Source organism: Neorhizobium populisoli (genome assembly GCF_019430945.1).
In the GTDB taxonomy this organism is placed as follows: Bacteria; Pseudomonadota; Alphaproteobacteria; order Rhizobiales; family Rhizobiaceae; genus Neorhizobium; species Neorhizobium populisoli.
In genome coordinates this window covers 1-15877 of the sequence record NZ_JAHYCB010000021.1, presented here as the reverse complement: position 1 = coordinate 15877, position 15877 = coordinate 1, and the positions used below count along the sequence as shown (strand labels likewise).

General features: G+C 56.9%; 15 protein-coding genes and 3 pseudogenes. 10 read left to right on the top strand and 8 right to left on the bottom strand.

What is annotated here, in order from left to right:
- Nucleotides 1-28: 28 nt before the first annotated feature.
- From KX729_RS31120 to KX729_RS31110, 4 genes and pseudogenes are all read right to left on the bottom strand, one after another.
- Nucleotides 29-1207 (bottom strand): molybdopterin cofactor-binding domain-containing protein, encoded by a 1179-nt coding sequence (locus KX729_RS31120; RefSeq protein ID WP_219746334.1) that lies wholly within the window; start codon nt 1205-1207, stop codon nt 29-31.
- A 412-nt stretch (nt 1208-1619) separates the two neighbouring features.
- Nucleotides 1620-2099, bottom strand: a pseudogene (locus tag KX729_RS34000) (molybdopterin cofactor-binding domain-containing protein); the annotation flags it as partial.
- The gene (locus tag KX729_RS31115; RefSeq protein ID WP_219746333.1) at nt 2099-2578 is read right to left on the bottom strand and encodes a (2Fe-2S)-binding protein; all 480 of its coding nucleotides are present in this window, start codon (nt 2576-2578) and stop codon (nt 2099-2101) included. The gene KX729_RS31115 and the pseudogene KX729_RS34000, both read right to left, overlap by 1 nt.
- A gap of 533 nt (nt 2579-3111) precedes the next feature.
- A pseudogene (locus tag KX729_RS31110) lies at nt 3112-4076 on the bottom strand (tyrosine-type recombinase/integrase).
- Nucleotides 4077-4261: 185 nt separating this feature from the next.
- Here KX729_RS31110 and KX729_RS31105 point away from each other — a divergent pair.
- Both KX729_RS31105 and KX729_RS31100 read left to right on the top strand, forming a co-directional pair.
- A complete protein-coding gene (locus KX729_RS31105; RefSeq protein WP_246618004.1) occupies nt 4262-6031 on the top strand; it encodes a methyl-accepting chemotaxis protein in 1770 nt (589 codons plus the stop codon).
- Nucleotides 6032-6118: 87 nt separating this feature from the next.
- Nucleotides 6119-6604 carry a GAF domain-containing protein gene (locus tag KX729_RS31100; protein WP_219746331.1) on the top strand — a complete coding sequence of 162 codons (486 nt, stop codon included), beginning with the start codon at nt 6119-6121 and terminating at the stop codon, nt 6602-6604.
- Nucleotides 6605-6894: 290 nt separating this feature from the next.
- Here KX729_RS31100 and KX729_RS31095 read toward each other — a convergent pair whose 3' ends face one another.
- The 3 genes from KX729_RS31095 to trpB form a co-directional block, all read right to left on the bottom strand.
- On the bottom strand, nt 6895-7557 hold the full coding sequence (locus tag KX729_RS31095; RefSeq protein WP_219746330.1) for a ChrR family anti-sigma-E factor: 663 nt from the start codon (nt 7555-7557) through the stop codon (nt 6895-6897).
- Complete coding sequence (locus KX729_RS31090) at nt 7554-8138, bottom strand: sigma-70 family RNA polymerase sigma factor (protein WP_246618003.1); 585 nt, start codon at nt 8136-8138, stop codon at nt 7554-7556. Before KX729_RS31090 ends, KX729_RS31095 begins: the two co-directional genes overlap by 4 nt.
- Before the next feature lie 212 nt (nt 8139-8350).
- A complete protein-coding gene (gene trpB / locus KX729_RS31085; RefSeq protein WP_219746329.1) occupies nt 8351-9553 on the bottom strand; it encodes a tryptophan synthase subunit beta in 1203 nt (400 codons plus the stop codon).
- A gap of 319 nt (nt 9554-9872) precedes the next feature.
- Here trpB and KX729_RS31080 point away from each other — a divergent pair, with 319 nt between their 5' ends.
- The 4 genes from KX729_RS31080 to KX729_RS31065 all read left to right on the top strand — a co-directional run bounded on the left by KX729_RS31080 (nt 9873) and on the right by KX729_RS31065 (nt 11323).
- Nucleotides 9873-10148, top strand: a complete 276-nt coding sequence (locus KX729_RS31080; RefSeq protein WP_219746328.1) for a hypothetical protein — start codon at nt 9873-9875, stop codon at nt 10146-10148.
- A gap of 41 nt (nt 10149-10189) precedes the next feature.
- Nucleotides 10190-10465: an ArsR/SmtB family transcription factor gene (locus KX729_RS31075; RefSeq protein WP_219746327.1), complete on the top strand. Its 276-nt coding sequence runs from the start codon at nt 10190-10192 to the stop codon at nt 10463-10465.
- Between the two features lie 89 nt (nt 10466-10554).
- Complete coding sequence (locus tag KX729_RS31070; protein ID WP_219746326.1) at nt 10555-10959, top strand: response regulator; 405 nt, start codon at nt 10555-10557, stop codon at nt 10957-10959.
- Complete coding sequence (locus KX729_RS31065; protein WP_219746325.1) at nt 10949-11323, top strand: response regulator transcription factor; 375 nt, start codon at nt 10949-10951, stop codon at nt 11321-11323. Before KX729_RS31070 ends, KX729_RS31065 begins: the two co-directional genes overlap by 11 nt.
- Before the next feature lie 517 nt (nt 11324-11840).
- On the opposite strand, the pseudogene KX729_RS34715 reads toward KX729_RS31065, so the two are convergent.
- Nucleotides 11841-12464: pseudogene (locus KX729_RS34715) on the bottom strand (HWE histidine kinase domain-containing protein); the annotation flags it as partial.
- Between the two features lie 443 nt (nt 12465-12907).
- On the opposite strand from KX729_RS34715, the gene vapB reads away from it, so the two are divergent.
- The 4 genes from vapB to KX729_RS31045 form a co-directional block, all read left to right on the top strand.
- Nucleotides 12908-13138 (top strand): type II toxin-antitoxin system VapB family antitoxin, encoded by a 231-nt coding sequence (vapB, locus tag KX729_RS31060; protein WP_219746324.1) that lies wholly within the window; start codon nt 12908-12910, stop codon nt 13136-13138.
- Nucleotides 13138-13539: a type II toxin-antitoxin system tRNA(fMet)-specific endonuclease VapC gene (gene vapC, locus KX729_RS31055; protein ID WP_219746323.1), complete on the top strand. Its 402-nt coding sequence runs from the start codon at nt 13138-13140 to the stop codon at nt 13537-13539. The genes vapB and vapC overlap by 1 nt, the downstream gene beginning before the upstream one ends.
- Before the next feature lie 509 nt (nt 13540-14048).
- Nucleotides 14049-14825 (top strand): PAS domain-containing protein, encoded by a 777-nt coding sequence (locus KX729_RS31050; RefSeq protein ID WP_219746322.1) that lies wholly within the window; start codon nt 14049-14051, stop codon nt 14823-14825.
- A gap of 84 nt (nt 14826-14909) precedes the next feature.
- The coding region (locus KX729_RS31045) for an IS110 family RNA-guided transposase (RefSeq protein WP_219746321.1) at nt 14910-15877 on the top strand (968 nt) is incomplete at its 3' end.

Sequence of the window (15877 nt, the reverse complement as noted above, 5' to 3'; positions counted from 1 at the left end):
AAAGCGGCGGACACAATCCGCTCGCGGGTCATCGGCATATGGTGGATGCTATGCCCAGAGCATGAGCGACAGCATTTCCAATTGCCGCGGCAGTTGGTCCGCCGGCACATTCGCCCACCCCCAATGCTTCATGCTGGCTCGCGTCAACGAGTTCAACCTTGATTTCGGGGATGTCTCTGAATCGGATAACTGGATAGCTCTGCCAGTCGAGAGTAGAGATGCCGCGCGCGTCAAAACGCACTTCTTCGAGCAGGGCCCAACTGATTGCCTGGATGATATTGCCCTCGACTTGATTGATGACGCCGTCTGGATTGATGACTAGACCCGCATCGACGGCGCACCACACATCGGTGACGCGTACTGCTTCTTCCACCGCGACCGCGGCAATAACTGCGGCATAGGCTGAAGAATTCTTGTAACGAGCGATCCCAACTCCCAGCCCACTTCCGGAACCAGCCTCTCTTCGAGATGGCCAATCGGCCATGGCGGCCACTTTCTCAAGCACCGCACGTGCGCGCGTATCAGACAGAATAGTGAGGCGGTACTCGATCGGATCCTTCCCGGCTTGAGCGGCGAGCTCATCGATGAGCGCCTCTATTGCAAAGACGTTCAAAGTCGCACCGAGTCCGCGCAAAGAGGAGGTGCGTACCGGCACATCATGGACAAGATGATAGCTGATGCGCTTAGTCGATATATCATATAGTGGGATGGCGTTGCGGACCGCGCCTCCGCCGCGATCAAGCGGTATATCGAAGGGCTTTCGTTCGGGAGGTGGCTCTTTAAATGCCTCGGCGGCCAGCAAATAAGCTCCGCCAACGCCGGGTCGCTGGCCATGTGTCGCGCTCCAAACTTCGGTCGTCCAATCCTCAGGGCGCCCCTCGCGATCGAGGCTTGTATGAACGGTGACCGTCATGGCTGACGATAGTGGTTCGTAACCAAACTCCTCTTCGCGCGTCCACATCAAGCGAATCGGCCGATCCGGAAGCGCCAGTGCCACGAGAGCGGCATCCAACGCCGCGTCGTCCGCACCATTGTGGCCGTAACAGCCAGCACCCTGCACGTGATGACACGCAACCTTGTCGATCGGCAAGCCGACCGTCTTCGCGATTTGCTGGCGCAACGGATGCATGCCCTGGCCATGCGACCAGACTGTGAGCAGGCCATCCTGGTAGAGTGCGAGCGCGCAGGACGGGTGCGATCGAGCCATGGGAGAGAAATGAGCGCGTGAACGTGAGGGATGTGGCGTCACGATCCACCATTTCGAAAGGATCGCCCAGTACAGAGTCTGTGGAGGGTTGCGCTGCTAGCCATTCCGCAGTGGCAAACTCCGGGCTGAGCACTCGCGCACCATCCCAAACGGCGTGATCCGCAGCAGCAATGGCCGCCGTGCGAACGGCCGTTTCGCTTTCACTCACGAACGCCGCAAAATTCTCGTCGCGTACAATCCAGATATCGCCATCCGCTTTGTGCCTAATGGCAGCCTCGTTTAGCGAGTTCAATTTTGCGCCACGGCCAGGCTGGCGCAGGGTCCGCGCATGCAGCATGCCCGGCAGGCTCATATCCTGAATGAAACCCGATCCTTTGAGCTTTCCCGGAAGATCAATCCTTGCAGCAGAAGTGCCCACTACACGATAGCTGCTTGGTGATTTAGGTGAGAAGTCGCCGCTTGCCTCCAACGTCAGGTCGAGATCGGCGGCGATTGACCAATAGTCGAGGCCACTCGCAACACCGTTGATGAAAAAGACGCCTTCCACGACTGCCAACTCGTCGGGTGACGCATTCAGGCGCAAGGCTGCTTGAATGAGAGCTCGAGCGCGAACTTCGGCCGCGACAAGGCGTATTGCCGACCCCGAATGCTCAATTGACCAGCTGGAAGCGGTATAACCCTCTCCTGGTCCCTCGAGACTGTTACCGGACATCACGCTGATCTGATCAATTCTCAGATCTAACTCTTCTGCAGCTATCTGAGCGAATGCCGTTAACACTCCCTGGCCGAGCTCAACCTTACCTGTGCCAATCCTGACAGTGCGAGTTTCAAGGAAGCGGATCCAGCGGTCGATACGCGGATTATCCTTTAGGCTGTTGGAAATTGCAGCCATCATGCCACCCCGTCACGCATTGCAGCCGCGGCCCTTAGGACTGCGCGCAGGATCCTGGGATGGGAACCACAGCGACAGAGATTCGCGTCGAGTGCTGAGGCGACCTCGGCTCGTGTCGGATTAGGATTTCGGTCCAGTAGTGCTTTGGATGCGATTAGAATACCGGAGAGGCAATATCCGCATTGCCCTGCCTGCTCGTCCAGAAATGCCTGTTGTAGCGGATGCAACTCTCCAGCATGGGCTAAGCCCTCCACCGTGATGATGTTTTTGGCGACGACCGTGCTGACTTCACGACTGCAGGAATATGCTGCCTCTCCGTCAAGCAAGACCATACAGGCCCCGCATTGCTCAAGGCCACATCCATACCGGCTTCCCTTCAGCCCCAAATGATTACGCAACAGATCCAGCAAAGGCAAGGTGGAAGGAACGTCTACATGATGATCGCTCCCATTTATGTTCAGCGTAACCTGTCCATTCATACCGCTTTCTCATTTCTGTCGTATATCGAGCGAAGGAGTGCAATTTTACGCTGTCCTAATTGACGATAGAACCTGCTCGCCTGAATGCGTCCTGCAACTAGGCAGCGACACCCCTCATTTGCATCGCCGGAACAGGCAGTTTTGGTCATCAGCAATTGTACTCATGGACAGCTTGCTATCAGCCGCCTTGTAATGGATCGCGATGCTTTGTCGATCATCTACTTCCACCATTCCATTCAACGAAATGATAAGCTCACCGTCGTTATTATTCGGCTGCCATCGTTGCGAGGGCCGGCTGTGTCGATTTGCGCTCGACTGTATCCACCTTTGCGTTACAGCCAGATTCAGTCACGTCGAGGCTAATCTCGTCTGGCCAGCGCGTTGGGCTTCGTTAAGTGAGCCACCGCGAAAGGGAAAAGCGGATCAGGTCTTTCTAAAATGGAACACGTAAGCCGTCCGCGTTTGACGTGCGTTACTCTTGCCATGGGATTTGAAGCGTCGATTGATGTAGTTTCGCGACCTGCTCCAGGGCGTTATAGACCGGCAGCTTTGGTTAAGTTGATCCGGAAGCGATCACGTCGCCGCTGATACCGGCGGGTCATCTCCGCCGAGACATGGCCGAGCTGCTTCTGAACATAGCGCTCACCGACCTCTGCGGACGAGGCGAGACCTGCACGAAGCGAATGGCCGGAAAACTTCAAAGCCCCCTCGATCTCACCGAGATCGCCCCGAACGCCTGCAGCCATCGCCGCTCGTTTCACCAACCGCGCCACCTCCTTGTCGTTCAGGCGCTCGGAACCGACAGCTTTTCCTTGCCCCGTCACCCGACGAAACAGGGGGCCATGAGCCAGCTTGGCGAACTTGATCCAGGTCTCGATTGCAGCAACCGGGCAGGTCGCATCGGCCGAGCCGCGGCCGACCTCGACCTCTCGCCATCCGGTTTTGCCGCGCAGGGTGATAAGCATGCCCTGATCTAAGATCTCGATCCAACCGCGGCCGTCATCGGTCTGATCCGGTTTCAGATCGAGACCGACAATCTCCGATCGGCGCAAACCGCCCGCATAACCGATCAGCAGCATTGCCCGGTCGCGCAGCCAGCGCAGTGTGCCGCGGTCGAGCGTCTCGAGCATGGCGATAATGTCTTCTGCCATGACCGCTTCTTTCTGCACCGGCGGGCGAGCGTGGCTGTTGCGGATGCCGGAAAGCACGGTGGCGATGTGAATCGTCGACACCGCGTTTGCCTTTATGCCACGCTCAGCGGCTCCGGACGCGCAGGCCGTGATGTAAAGCCCGACTGTCTGTGGATGTGGGGGGAGGGGAGCGAGGCCGGACCGCCGACACCAGGCGGAAAAATGCTTCCAGTCGGCGGCATAGGCCTTGCGGGTGTTGGCGGAACTCGCGGGCTTCAACATAACCGCGCCCGATCGGTCAGATCTTTCAGATGCCCTGGCGTATGATTGGCGTCGGCGGGAGAGGGGAGGGCGTTAGCCGTCGACATCTGCGGCGCGGAAACATCACGCCCAGCCGCCGTGCTGAGAGATGCCGCTGAGGTTTCCTCGACGTGAATGTCGCTGTTTTGCTCGATGATTTGGGCCCTTTCTCTATAGAGAGAAAGACGTCCGATAAGTCCTCTTAATTCCTTCTCAACAATAAAAGTCTAGCGTCGGACTTTCGCCGTCGGCAATGAAAACAATTAGGGCAAATAATCGGATGCAAAGCTCGTTCAGCTTGTTTAATGGCAAGGCCGCTGCCTTGCTGAATGCCCTCGACAAATCACTCGCGATCATTGAATTCGCCCCCGACGGGACAATACTTTGGGCAAATGACTGCTTCTGCAAGGCGATGGGATACATCCCATCCGAGATAGTCGGGAAGCACCACAGCATGTTTGTGGATGCTGACTACGCAAAGTCCGACGAATACAACGAATTTTGGGCAAACCTCCGCAAGGGCGATTATGACCAGAAAGAATATCGACGCCTGGCCAAGGGCGGACGAGCTATCTGGATCCAGGCTTCTTATAATCCGATAATCAACTCTCGCGGTAAGGTCACCCGGGTTGTAAAGGTTGCCACCGATACCACCGAGAGCCATCGTAGGAACGCCGCCTTTGAGGCAAAGCTGGCAGCGGTCTCCAGGGTGCAAGGCGTCATAGAGTTCACACCGACAGGTGAGATTATCGACGCCAATGACAATTTCCTCTCACTGCTGGGATATCGGCTGGAAGAAATAAAGGGCAGACATCACCGGATGTTCGTTGATGACGAACTGTCAATGTCTGACGAGTATCGCGCGTTCTGGCAAAGGCTGCGTTCTGGAGAGTTTGTCGTGGCAGAGTTTCGACGCTTCGCAAAGGGTAAGCGTGAAATCTGGATTCAGGCCTCTTATAATCCCATTTTTGACCACAACGGGGAGGTCACTTCGGTTGTCAAGTTCGCCACCGACATAACCGGCCGCGTGCGTGCAATATCCGAAGTCGCTATCGGCATCGCCGCGCTGGCCGACAATAACCTCGAATATCGCCTCAATCAACAGTTCGAGCCCGCGTTCGAGCCGTTACGGCTGGATTACAATACCTCAGTCGAGCGCCTCCAGGCGACGGTTCGAAAAGTCGTAACCAGCTCGTCAGTAATGGCCTCTGGTACCGCTGAGATTTCACAGTCTTCCGATGACATGTCTCGCCGTATTGAACAGCAGGCCGCAAGCCTGGAGGAAACGGCCGCGGCGCTCGATCAGATTACTGCCACAGTCAAGCGGAGCGCCGAGGGGGCACTGGCGGCCGCTCTTGCTGCCTCTGGTGCCAGAAGCGGTACGGAGCGTTCCGGAGTGGTCATGCAGCAAACAGCCGCTGTCATGGGCGAAATCGACGGCAGCTCCAGGCAAATCTCTCAGATTATCGGCGTTATCGACGAAATCGCCTTCCAAACTAACCTTCTTGCACTGAATGCCGGCGTCGAGGCCGCACGCGCGGGCGAGGCCGGGAAGGGCTTTGCCGTGGTGGCACAGGAAGTACGTGAACTCGCTCAGAGGTCTGCGAAAGCGGCCAAAGAGATCAAAACGCTGATTTCCTCAAGCTCTGATCAGGTGAAGCGCGGGGTCAAACTGGTGGGCGAGGTTGCTGAAGCCCTTGAAGCGGTCACCGCCAAAGTTGGAGAGATCGACTTGGTGCTTTCCGAGATGGCCCGCTCATCGCAGGAACAGGCAACCGGCCTGGCTGAAGTCAATGTTGCCGTTAATCACATGGACCAGGTCACGCAGATGAATGCCGCAATGCTCAGCAAGGCCACAGATGCTGCCGATCGGCTGCGTAACGCAGCAGCGGAATTGTCCTCAATGATCAATGAGTTTCGGGTGGGAACTGAGGATGTAGAAGCGCAATGTGGCTCGGCAGATCGAGACCGCCGCAGGGTTCCACAGTCGGTTATTGTACCACTGAGAAGCGCGGTGCGGTGATCGTACTTGTCACTTCGATTCACGCAACGGCTTCAGGCTTGATAAACCGAACCGCGATTTGAGAGAGCGGATAAAAGGACGAATATAATGGACGCGGATCAGGAAGCGCAGAGACTGAAGCGAGTTCAAGAGCTTGCAATACTGGACACCCCCGAGGACCGTAAGTTTCGCGAGCTGGCGGAACAGGCGCTGACCTTGTTTCCGGGCGCCAGTATCGCAGCTGTCAGCCTCGTTGATCGAGATCGTCAGTGGTTCAAGACGATTGTAGGTCTCGATACGAAGGAAACACCCCGCAGCCAATCGTTCTGTGCCTATACGATCGAAAACCCGAACCTCATGGTTGTGGAAGACGCAACCAAGGACAGTCGGTTTCAGCAGAATCCCCTCGTCAACTCCGGCCCCCGCATTCGATTTTATGCAGGCATCAAGCTTATGAATGGAGTTGGTGCGCTCTGTGTCATCGGGCGAGAGCCGCGAAAGGCGACGGAAAGCGAACTTGCCAAACTGACCAAACTCGCGAGCCTTGTGGACATTCAGTTAATGGCTCACGGGACGTTGTCTGCACTCCCTTAAATCGCGAGTGCGGGTCCTCCGGCAAGAATCCGGCTTGCAGCTACCATGGTAACGCCCCGTCGTCTAGGCTCCAGCGGAAAGCAAAGTCTCGCGAAGGTAATGGCCAGAGAGCGGCGGCCTCCAAGTTTTGCCCTCCGATTTAGAGCGTGGGAGGGGCTTCTACCAATTCACAGCGCGGCAACCATAGGGTTCGTCCGGTCGAGCCGGGTCTGCAAAGTTCGATGGAACCGATGCGGAGAAATACTATGGTGGTCGAAACATAGGCGACGGCGTGCGCACACACGGCGGTCTCAGATCTTGAGGATCGGCTGCATCAGACGCACGATCCAGCTGGTGAACTTCAGCGGTGCTTCGGTCACCGCGAGACAGATGCAATCTTCGCCCTCGGTCGCGATTGGCTGATGCAGCAGCGTGTCGTCCGCTTCCTCGATATCGCCCCGAGCGAAGAGGTCTTCGCCGTCGCGGAAGCTGCCGGCCAGAACCAGCGTCAGCTCGCAACCTTCATGCGTGTGCTCCGGTACCGGTTTGCCGGCAGGAATGCGCAGCAGGCGGACCTGCGTATCGCGGTCGCCGGTATCGATCAGGATCTGGTAGGCGCCGCGACCGAGGGCGCGCCATTTCAGGTCGGGAAGGTCGCCGCCCACATAAGATCGCAGCGGTTCCGGCAGGATGCCGGGTTTGACCGGCTCGCGCGGCGGTTCGGGCTTGATCTCGATCGCCTGCAGACCGCCGAGGCGAGCCTTCATCCGCTCCCAGGAATCGTCTGTGGCATTTGCCTCAACCGGCATCTTTTCAAGCAGCGCACCGGCCGCACCCTCCATTGCCTCGAGTTGGCGGCGGCAGGTGGGGCAGAGCGCCAGATGGGTGGCAACCGCAAGGCTCCAGCCTTCGGAGAGATTGCCGCCGGCATAGTCCAGCAGGAATGCGTCGCTGAGGTGACGTTTGATGTTCATCGACGGCCCTCCAATGCGCTGCGCAGTTTCTCGAAAGCGAGACGAATGCGCGACTTGACGGTGCCGAGCGGTAGGCCGAGTTCCCGTGCGATCACCGAATGGGAGACGTCGTCGAAAAAGGCGCGCTTCAATACGTCGAACTGATCAGCTGGAAGAGTTTCCATCGCCTGCCGCAACAGGCCGGCATCTTGTGCTTGTTCGAATTCCACGTCAGCCGAAGGCGTGTTATCCGGCACGAAAGCCGGATCATCGATCTCGAAGACCGGCCGTTTGCGGCGATGGGCGTCGATGCGAATGTTGCGGGCAATCGTGAAGATCCAGGCCGAGACATTGCCGCGCGCCGGGTCGAATTGTGCCGCCTTGTTCCAGACGGCGACCATGGTTTCCTGCATCAGTTCCTCGGCAACCTGCCGATCCTTTGTCTTCACCGTCATGAAGGATCGTATGCGCGGCGAATAATGGCGGAAGAGCAGTTCGAAGGCTTCCACCTTGCGCTCCTGTCCGACGATCACCAGAAGCCGCATCATCTCGACCTGCGAGATATCCGTTGCACTGACGTTGTTGTTGTCCGGTTGAGTCATTCCAGGGTCATGCTTCCCACGGGCACGCTTCGAACGGTTGCGCGGCAGCAATGCTGCCGGCAGTTCGTTGTGACACGTCTTGACGCTGATAGGAATGCTCTCAGGTTCATGCCGGTCAATACGTATGCGACCATGGATCAATGTGCGACTTCGCAATGCCATAGACCAACATTCTTCGAGAGGCAGAATAAATTTTTTGGCATCTACTGAACTCAGAGATTGATCAAGTCAGCGACGGTGAAAATGTCTTTGTCACCGCGGCCACAAAGATTGACGATGATAATCTCATCGGACGACATGCGAGGAGCAATCTTAATGACTTCTGCGATGGCATGCGACGGTTCAAGAGCAGGGATGATCCCTTCTTCAGTTGACAACAACTGAAATGCTTCTAGCGCCTCGGCATCAGTGGCGGACGAATAAGTGACACGTCCGCTTTCTTTAAGCCACGCATGTTCTGGACCAACGCCGGGATAATCGAGGCCCGCAGAGATCGAGTGACCCTCGGCGATCTGCCCGTCGGCGTCTTGTAGCAGATATGTGCGATTGCCGTGCAGGATGCCGGAGCGGCCTTTAGTCAACGACGCACAATGCTCCAAAGTGTCCAGACCCTTTCCAGCCGGCTCCACCCCTATCATCTTGACGCCGACGTCAAAGAGAAACGGGTGAAACAGTCCGATCGCGTTGGAACCGCCGCCGACGGCAGCAACCAACAGGTTGGGGAGACGGCCTTCTCGCTCGCTTATTTGGCTGCGCGCCTCTTTGCCAATCACCGACTGCAAGGTCCTCACCATCTCTGGATAAGGATGGGGACCAGCAACGGTTCCGATAAGGTAGTATGTGTCATCGACATTGGAAACCCAATCGCGCAGCGCCTCGTTCATGGCGTCCTTCAATGTACCATTGCCGGACGTCACCGGTCTTACCTCGGCGCCCAGCAGTTTCATTCGAAATACGTTCGGCGCCTGCCGTTCTATATCTTTCGCGCCCATATAAATAACGCACTGCAGACCAAAACGCGCCGCCACAGTGGCGGTAGCGACGCCGTGTTGGCCGGCGCCGGTCTCGGCGATAATCCGGCGCTTTCCCATCCTCCGCGCTATCAGTATCTGACCCATGCAATTGTTGATCTTATGCGAACCGGTATGATTGAGCTCATCTCGCTTCAGGTATATGCGCGCGCCTGCGAGGCGCTCCGTCAGGCGTTCGGCGAAATAGAGCGGACTGGGCCGGCCGACATATGAGCGCGAAAATACGTCGAGCTCCTCCCAAAAGAGATCGTCGTTCTTGGCTCTCTGCCATTCCTGGTTCACCTCAATCAGCAGCGGCATGAGAGTTTCAGCGACGAAGCGCCCACCGAATTCGCCAAAGAAACCATCAGAGTCGGGAAGGGAAGGGGTTTGGGCGGTTTGCATTTTTCAACTCCATTTGCAACCGCTACGCATCTTGTAAGCAAATGGATTGCTGGCACCAATCATGTTGCGTCGCGACGCGCCGGGCGATGGTCGAACTGCACGAACATCGAGCGCGGCAACCACTGACGCTGGAAGGGCTGATGATAGAACCGCGACCAAGTCGGCGATAACCGCTAACGTGTGAGGTCTTATTGTCATCGTGGCATTTGCCTACGTGCAGGCAGTTTGTGCTAACGACCTCTCGCCAAGAGCATCTCGCTCGCGAACGGGCGAGAGTGATCCATCTCTTCGTTGCCAACCATATGAAACTCGCCAAGATATGATTTACCTCAACGCCCGCCCAATGCAAACCTGTAGAGTCAGATACCAAGGGGGCGAACTGCAGATCACATGTCACGAAAAGAGCCGCGAGGGGCATGCTTACCGCCTTCTCGTTCGCATCCCGGCACTTGGCCGCACCTTTATCCGCTTCCAGATCGCCCGGGCTATTCAGGGAAAGATGATCTGGTCCACCATTCCCTCGTCATCACGCGCATTGCGCGACACGGCCTTTCAGCTATTCGCCGACGAATTAGACGGCCACGGCCTGCTATAAGCAGGCACGCTGTCAGTCGGTAACGATCAAGGTGGAAAAACATGAAATTCGGACTCGACGTCAGCAAGGCGGCTGTGCTGCTCCACAGCCTGGCCAATGCCAAACGTTACATGATCGTGTCGATGCTGGCAGAAGGCCAGCTGGACGTCGGTGCAATCGCAATGGCGCTTGGGTTGAGCCAGTCCGCGACATCGCAACACCTGAAGATTCTGCGCGACGGCCAGGTCGTCGAACGGCAGCGAACGGCCCAGACTGTTTATTACAGGCTGAAGGGCGACAGCGCGCTGAAACTACTGAGAACCCTACAGTCGCTCTGATATTTTGTCTCTCTGAGGATGTTAGCCGCAACGGAACCAATTCGCTTCTGGTACATTAACAGCCGCCCTCAGTGGGTTGGGAGAGCGGTATGTATCCAGCGAATTTCGATGGCATGCCGGACGGGAAAGATCCGCCGATCCGGGTGCTTTTGGCCGAAGACGACTTTTTGATCCGTTTAGACTTTGCAGACAGCCTGCGATCGCAAGGCTTCGAGGTTGTTGAGGTTTCATCCGCTGATGAAGGGATGGAACTGCTGAAGTTTCATGTCAGCTTCAATCTGGTAATCACGGACCTCAATATGCCGGGTCGTACCGATGGCGTGGGCTTGGCCAAGTTCGTGCGCAATCTGACGACGAAGACTGGAATCGTCCTTGTGTCCAGCGAGCCCCGACCTTCCGAACCGGAACTGTTCGATCTGGTGCTCCGTAAGCCGGTCTGGGACCTCGGCGCCAGGATCAAGCATTTGATAGGGAAGGCGGGCTATGGAGACTGAAGGGTCAGAGACGATCCTCCTTGTGGAGGGGGATGCTCTGCAGCGATCGACGGTGGCGCGATACCTGCGGGACTGCGGCTATCGCGTTATAGAGGCAACCAATACCGCCGAGGCGCGGCAAGCTCTGGCGCGGTTTGAGGTGACGATCGTTGTGACAGACGTCAACCTGCGCGACGCAAGTGGTTTCGAGCTTTCCAGCATTGTACGCCAGCAAAGGCCCGGAGTCCGCGTCTTCCTGACCCACTCCGTCGAGAAGACTGCAAAGCTGGCCGGCGATCTTTGCGACGATGGCCCGCTCGATCATCCCTACCATCCGCAGCACCTTGTCGAACGCATTCGGCGAATGCGTGGTAGCCAATCATAACCCGTGCCGGGCGCCGAGGTAGATCAGGCAGCTGCCGGCAAACAGCTGCATCAGGATAACACCGCCGATCCACATATTCATCCGGTTCTCTCCAATCCGCGGCGCTCAACCGCTCAGGCAGAACGTCGTTCCCACTAACGCCACCAGAATTCGGGGTCAGTTGATGAAGCGTAAGCCAGTGACGTCCTGTGTGAAGGAAGTGTCCTGTCTTAGAAACGCAGGTAGGCTTGCACCGCCTGAGGCGCGTAGACGACGTCTGCCTTTCCGATCCCGACAGGTACCGCTGCGGGAAAGAGCTTGCTGCCGAAACCGTTTTTGGTAGGCGGAAAGACAGCGGGCCCAGCGGTTTCCAGCCAGGTAAGTTCGGTCGCGCCATCGACGTTTCGCCAACTGACGGAACCTTTCCGCCGCTAACGGAGAACGCTCCATACTTCGCAGCATTGGTCGCAAGCTCATGAATCACAAGGCCAATCCGTGGCGCCAGATTTTCGTCAGGCCGGGTCGACGGGCCGGAAAGATCCACGCGCTCAAGCCCGTAAGCTCCCAACAGATCAAGAAGCAGCGACCGCAGGTCACTCGGTGCGCCATCGGTACCCGAAGACAACCGGTGGGACTTAGCGAGCGCAATCAGACGCGCTTCAAACAGCGACAGTCCGGCTGCGGGATCAGGCGAAGTCCTGATCGTGAGCTGCGCGATAGACTGATCCAGCTGCAGGACGAGCTGGTAGAGGATAACGCCTTCTTTTTGGATGTCGGAGAAGAAGTATTGTCCTTCTTTCAGGTGGGTGTTCACTTCGCGCCTTGAGTGGACAATAAAACTTACAGGCGTTTCGATCGATTTCTCGCGAACTAACCGGTCAGCTGTCTTGTACCAGTACGTCGCGAAATCGCAGAGCCGGCGGTCGTTAACGATAATCAGGAGGTCGAAGTCCGAACGATAACCCTTCATAGTGAAGGGCTCATCAACCCATCCACCCTTGGCGTAGGAACCGAATAGGATGATCTTCAGGATGCGGCCGCGCTTCTTGAACTGGGCTGTGCCCTCCTTCAAAGCGTCCTCAAACTCCTCGTGGATAATCTCCAGCACGCGGTCCAGCTCACGCTGTTTGTGAGGGGGGATATGATCACGAGACGTTTTCATTGCCAAGCGGTAAGCCAAAGCTCTGCTTTCGTCTACTCGCAGATTTGCTAGGTTTGTCCGGGGTTCAGAAGCTGTCAATCTATGCCCGCAAATCGTCACGCTGAGTTTGGCATCGTTTGAATTCTCAATTGGCGCTCCAACTTCCATTTGCATCGACAAAAATAACTTCTCCGCATGGTTTTCGATCGATAATCAGATCACGGCGGATTGGCATCTCAGTGGTTATCGGGCAGCAAACGCTTTTTCAACCCAGTGGCTGATTTGGTGCCGAGAATTACCGGGTCGGCGGTTCGACTTCCATCAAGGCGAAGGCTATCGGTGTTAGCGCTGAATGATGTTCTGCGAAGAAGGACCCACCCTGATGTATATCCCATTGACATATCCCAACCAGAGAGCTAGGTAACAAGCTACGTTATTGTTTGATTTTAAGTGGAGTTATGCAGATGGAGCAGGGAGCGGTGTTCCAGAGCAATCGAAGCCAAGCAATCCGTCTGCCAAAGGCGGTCGCTTTGCCCGATGATGTAAAGCGCGTCGACATTGTTGCAGTGGGACGCACGCGGATCATCGCACCTGCTGGCGAGATTTGGGACAGTTGGTTTGAAGGAGCGGCGGCGACAGCTGACTTCATGAGCGAACGTGATCAGCCTGCTTCACAGGAACGCGAGGCATTGTAATGCTCAAGTACATGCTGGATACCAACATTTGCATTTTTACGATCAAGAACCGGCCGCAGCAAGTGCGCGACGCATTCAATCGTTTCCATGATCAACTGTGCATCAGCTCAGTTAGCTTTATGGAACTGATTTACGGAGCTGAAAAGTCAGCAAGTCCTGAAAAGAACCTTCCCGTTGTGGAGAGCTTCGCGGCTCGCCTCGAAGTACTATGTTACGATGAACCGGCTGCAAGCCATAGTGGGCAATTGAGGGCCGAACTGGCGCGCAATGGAACTCCAATAGGTCCATATGATCAGCTAATTGCTGGACACGCCCGGTCGCGTGGGCTGATTATGGTTACCAATAATCGCCGGGAATTTGACCGCGTGCCCGGCTTGCGGGTGGAAGACTGGACTGAGTAGTCTCGATCACCGGCAGCCGAGGATGATGCGATACGCATCAACTACTGGGTCTTAGGTCCGCAACCCTCAAGACCGCGGATTGGCAGGGCGGCTTCAGCCGGCTGAGATAGGGAAAGTCCCAGATTCGACCGCAATGCTGTACGCCTTGATCCGTCGCTTCGACCGGCCAGTGTTTCTGTCATAGGTATGCGAGGAGGGACTTGGGTCGCTCGGATGCTCTGTCCCCCGGTATAGAGAACCGACGGGACGAACGGGACTTAAAAACGCCGCACCCCGTTGGAAATTATGCAATCAGAGCTGGAGACACGCGGAATCGACGTATCGTATGCATGTCTTGTCATGGGTTCGCTCGCGTGAATGAACGCAGACGGCTGCGGCATTTGCGAGGAGCGCATTGCTTCCCGATACGTGCAGGCGGTGTCGTGCGAGAGACGGGGTTCGGTAAGTATTTTCACATACGGCCGACGGAGGCTATATGGGACCGGGCATCGCATTGGGATGTAAAAGATATGGTAGCAAGTGGGCCGCGCAACGACATCCCATTCCAGGCGCTTTTTGATGCATCGCCGACACCATTGCTCGTTCTTGCTCCGCCGAACTGGACGATCATTGCAGCAAATGAGGCCCGGCTTCGCGTGACTGGTACCTCCCGCGATCACCAGATCGGCAGGCCACTTTTCGATGTCTTTCCTGACGATCCCGACGACCCGCAAGCAGATGGGGTTGCCAATCTCACTGCGTCGCTCGAACGGGTGATGAAGACCAGATCGGCCGACGCGATGACGGTTCAGCGTTACGATTTGAGGGATCCAACCGGGCAATTCGTGCAGCGGTGGTGGACACCTATCAACACGCCCGTGCTCGGTGAAGAAGGTGCGGTTGAGTATATCATTCATCGGCTTGAAGACGTCACCGAACTGATGAAGATGCGCGGCGAAGCCGAAGCACGTGATCAAATTGCTCGGGACCAGCAAGCGATCATCGAGACCTTGCGCGCCACCGAGCTTGCGCTGCGGGAAAGTGCAGAACGTCTGCATTTCTTCCGCGCCCTTGAGGAGCGCCTTTTCGCTTGCGCCGATGCCTATGAAGCAATGAGGATCGCAACGGAAATGCTAGGGCAAAAACTTGGAGTATCGCGTTGCGCGTATGCCGATGTTCATGAGGACGGGGACAAGTTCTGGATACGCAACGACTACAACGCGCCTAGAATGCAAAGCTCAGCCGGCGCCTATAGTCTCGATCTGTTTGGGCCTAGATGCCGTAATGGGCCGGCGTCTCACGAGTAGCCAGTTAGGTGGCTGTCCCTCAGAATGATGATGTTTTGAACGAGGTCCGAGCGATCGGCCTCAAGCATCATGAGAGGAACAGCCATGGAGTATTATGCAGGAATTGACGTCTCGCTGAAAGAGAGCAGCGTGTGCGTGGTCGACGCGACGGGCAAGTTGGTTCGCGAGGCCAAGGTGGGCAGCGAGCCAGAATGCCTGGTCGGGTTTTTTGCTCAACTGGAGTTTCCGGTAGAGCGCATCGGCCTTGAAGCGGGGCCTTTGTCCCAATGGCTATACGCGGCTCTCGCTGCTGCGGGTCATGAGGTGGTTTTGCTGGAAACACGACATGTGAAGGCGGCGCTTTCGGCGATGACGGTGAAGACAGATCGCAAGGATGCACGGGGGATCGCGCAACTTCTGCGCATGGGATGGTATCGTCCGGTCCACGCGAAATCGTCGCCGGCGCAGGACACTCGGGCTCTGTTGGTGGGTCGCAAGCTTCTGCAGTCCAAGCTGCTCGACGTCGAGCTCAGCATACGGGGTATCCTGCGCGGCTATGGACTAAAGGTCGGCGAAGTGAGCCGAGGGCGTTTTGAGGTGCGCATCCGCGAACTGATTGCAGGGCATGCGACATTGTCGACGGTGATTGACGCGATGCTGACGGCGCGAGCAGTGTTGTGGAGCGAATTTACGAAGCTGCACCGCGAGATGCTCAGGATCGCCCGCGCTGACAAGGTTTGCCAACGGCTGATGAGTGCGCCAGGTGTCGGTGCCCTGGTTGCGCTGACCTATCGCTCTGCCGTCGATGATCCTGCCCGGTTCCAAAAGTCCAGCACCGTGGGTGCCTACTTCGGGCTGACGCCGAAGAAATATCAATCCGGCGAAACTGATCGCGATGGCGGCGTCAGCAAGGTCGGCGACGCGATGGTGAGAACCGCATTGTTCGAGTCCGCGCACATAATGCTGACGCGGGCCACGCGCTTTTCCAGTCTGAAGCGCTGGGCGCTCGATGTGGCCAGGCGTCGCGGAATGAAGCGCGCGAAGGTTGCCCTTGCACGCAAACTCGGTGTCGT

Bases quoted from the DNA above. Each gene is read 5' to 3' on its own strand.
- KX729_RS31120 (WP_219746334.1), bottom strand. From the start codon at position 1,207: ATGGCTCGATCGCACCCGTCCTGCGCGCTCGCACTCTACCAGGATGGC.
- KX729_RS31115 (WP_219746333.1), bottom strand. From the start codon at position 2,578: ATGAATGGACAGGTTACGCTGAACATAAATGGGAGCGATCATCATGTA.
- KX729_RS31105 (WP_246618004.1), top strand. From the start codon at position 4,262: ATGAAAACAATTAGGGCAAATAATCGGATGCAAAGCTCGTTCAGCTTG.
- KX729_RS31100 (WP_219746331.1), top strand. From the start codon at position 6,119: ATGGACGCGGATCAGGAAGCGCAGAGACTGAAGCGAGTTCAAGAGCTT.
- KX729_RS31095 (WP_219746330.1), bottom strand. From the start codon at position 7,557: ATGAACATCAAACGTCACCTCAGCGACGCATTCCTGCTGGACTATGCC.
- KX729_RS31090 (WP_246618003.1), bottom strand. From the start codon at position 8,138: ATGACTCAACCGGACAACAACAACGTCAGTGCAACGGATATCTCGCAG.
- trpB (WP_219746329.1), bottom strand. From the start codon at position 9,553: ATGCAAACCGCCCAAACCCCTTCCCTTCCCGACTCTGATGGTTTCTTT.
- KX729_RS31080 (WP_219746328.1), top strand. From the start codon at position 9,873: ATGATTTACCTCAACGCCCGCCCAATGCAAACCTGTAGAGTCAGATAC.
- KX729_RS31075 (WP_219746327.1), top strand. From the start codon at position 10,190: ATGAAATTCGGACTCGACGTCAGCAAGGCGGCTGTGCTGCTCCACAGC.
- KX729_RS31070 (WP_219746326.1), top strand. From the start codon at position 10,555: ATGTATCCAGCGAATTTCGATGGCATGCCGGACGGGAAAGATCCGCCG.
- KX729_RS31065 (WP_219746325.1), top strand. From the start codon at position 10,949: ATGGAGACTGAAGGGTCAGAGACGATCCTCCTTGTGGAGGGGGATGCT.
- vapB (WP_219746324.1), top strand. From the start codon at position 12,908: ATGGAGCAGGGAGCGGTGTTCCAGAGCAATCGAAGCCAAGCAATCCGT.
- vapC (WP_219746323.1), top strand. From the start codon at position 13,138: ATGCTCAAGTACATGCTGGATACCAACATTTGCATTTTTACGATCAAG.
- KX729_RS31050 (WP_219746322.1), top strand. From the start codon at position 14,049: ATGGTAGCAAGTGGGCCGCGCAACGACATCCCATTCCAGGCGCTTTTT.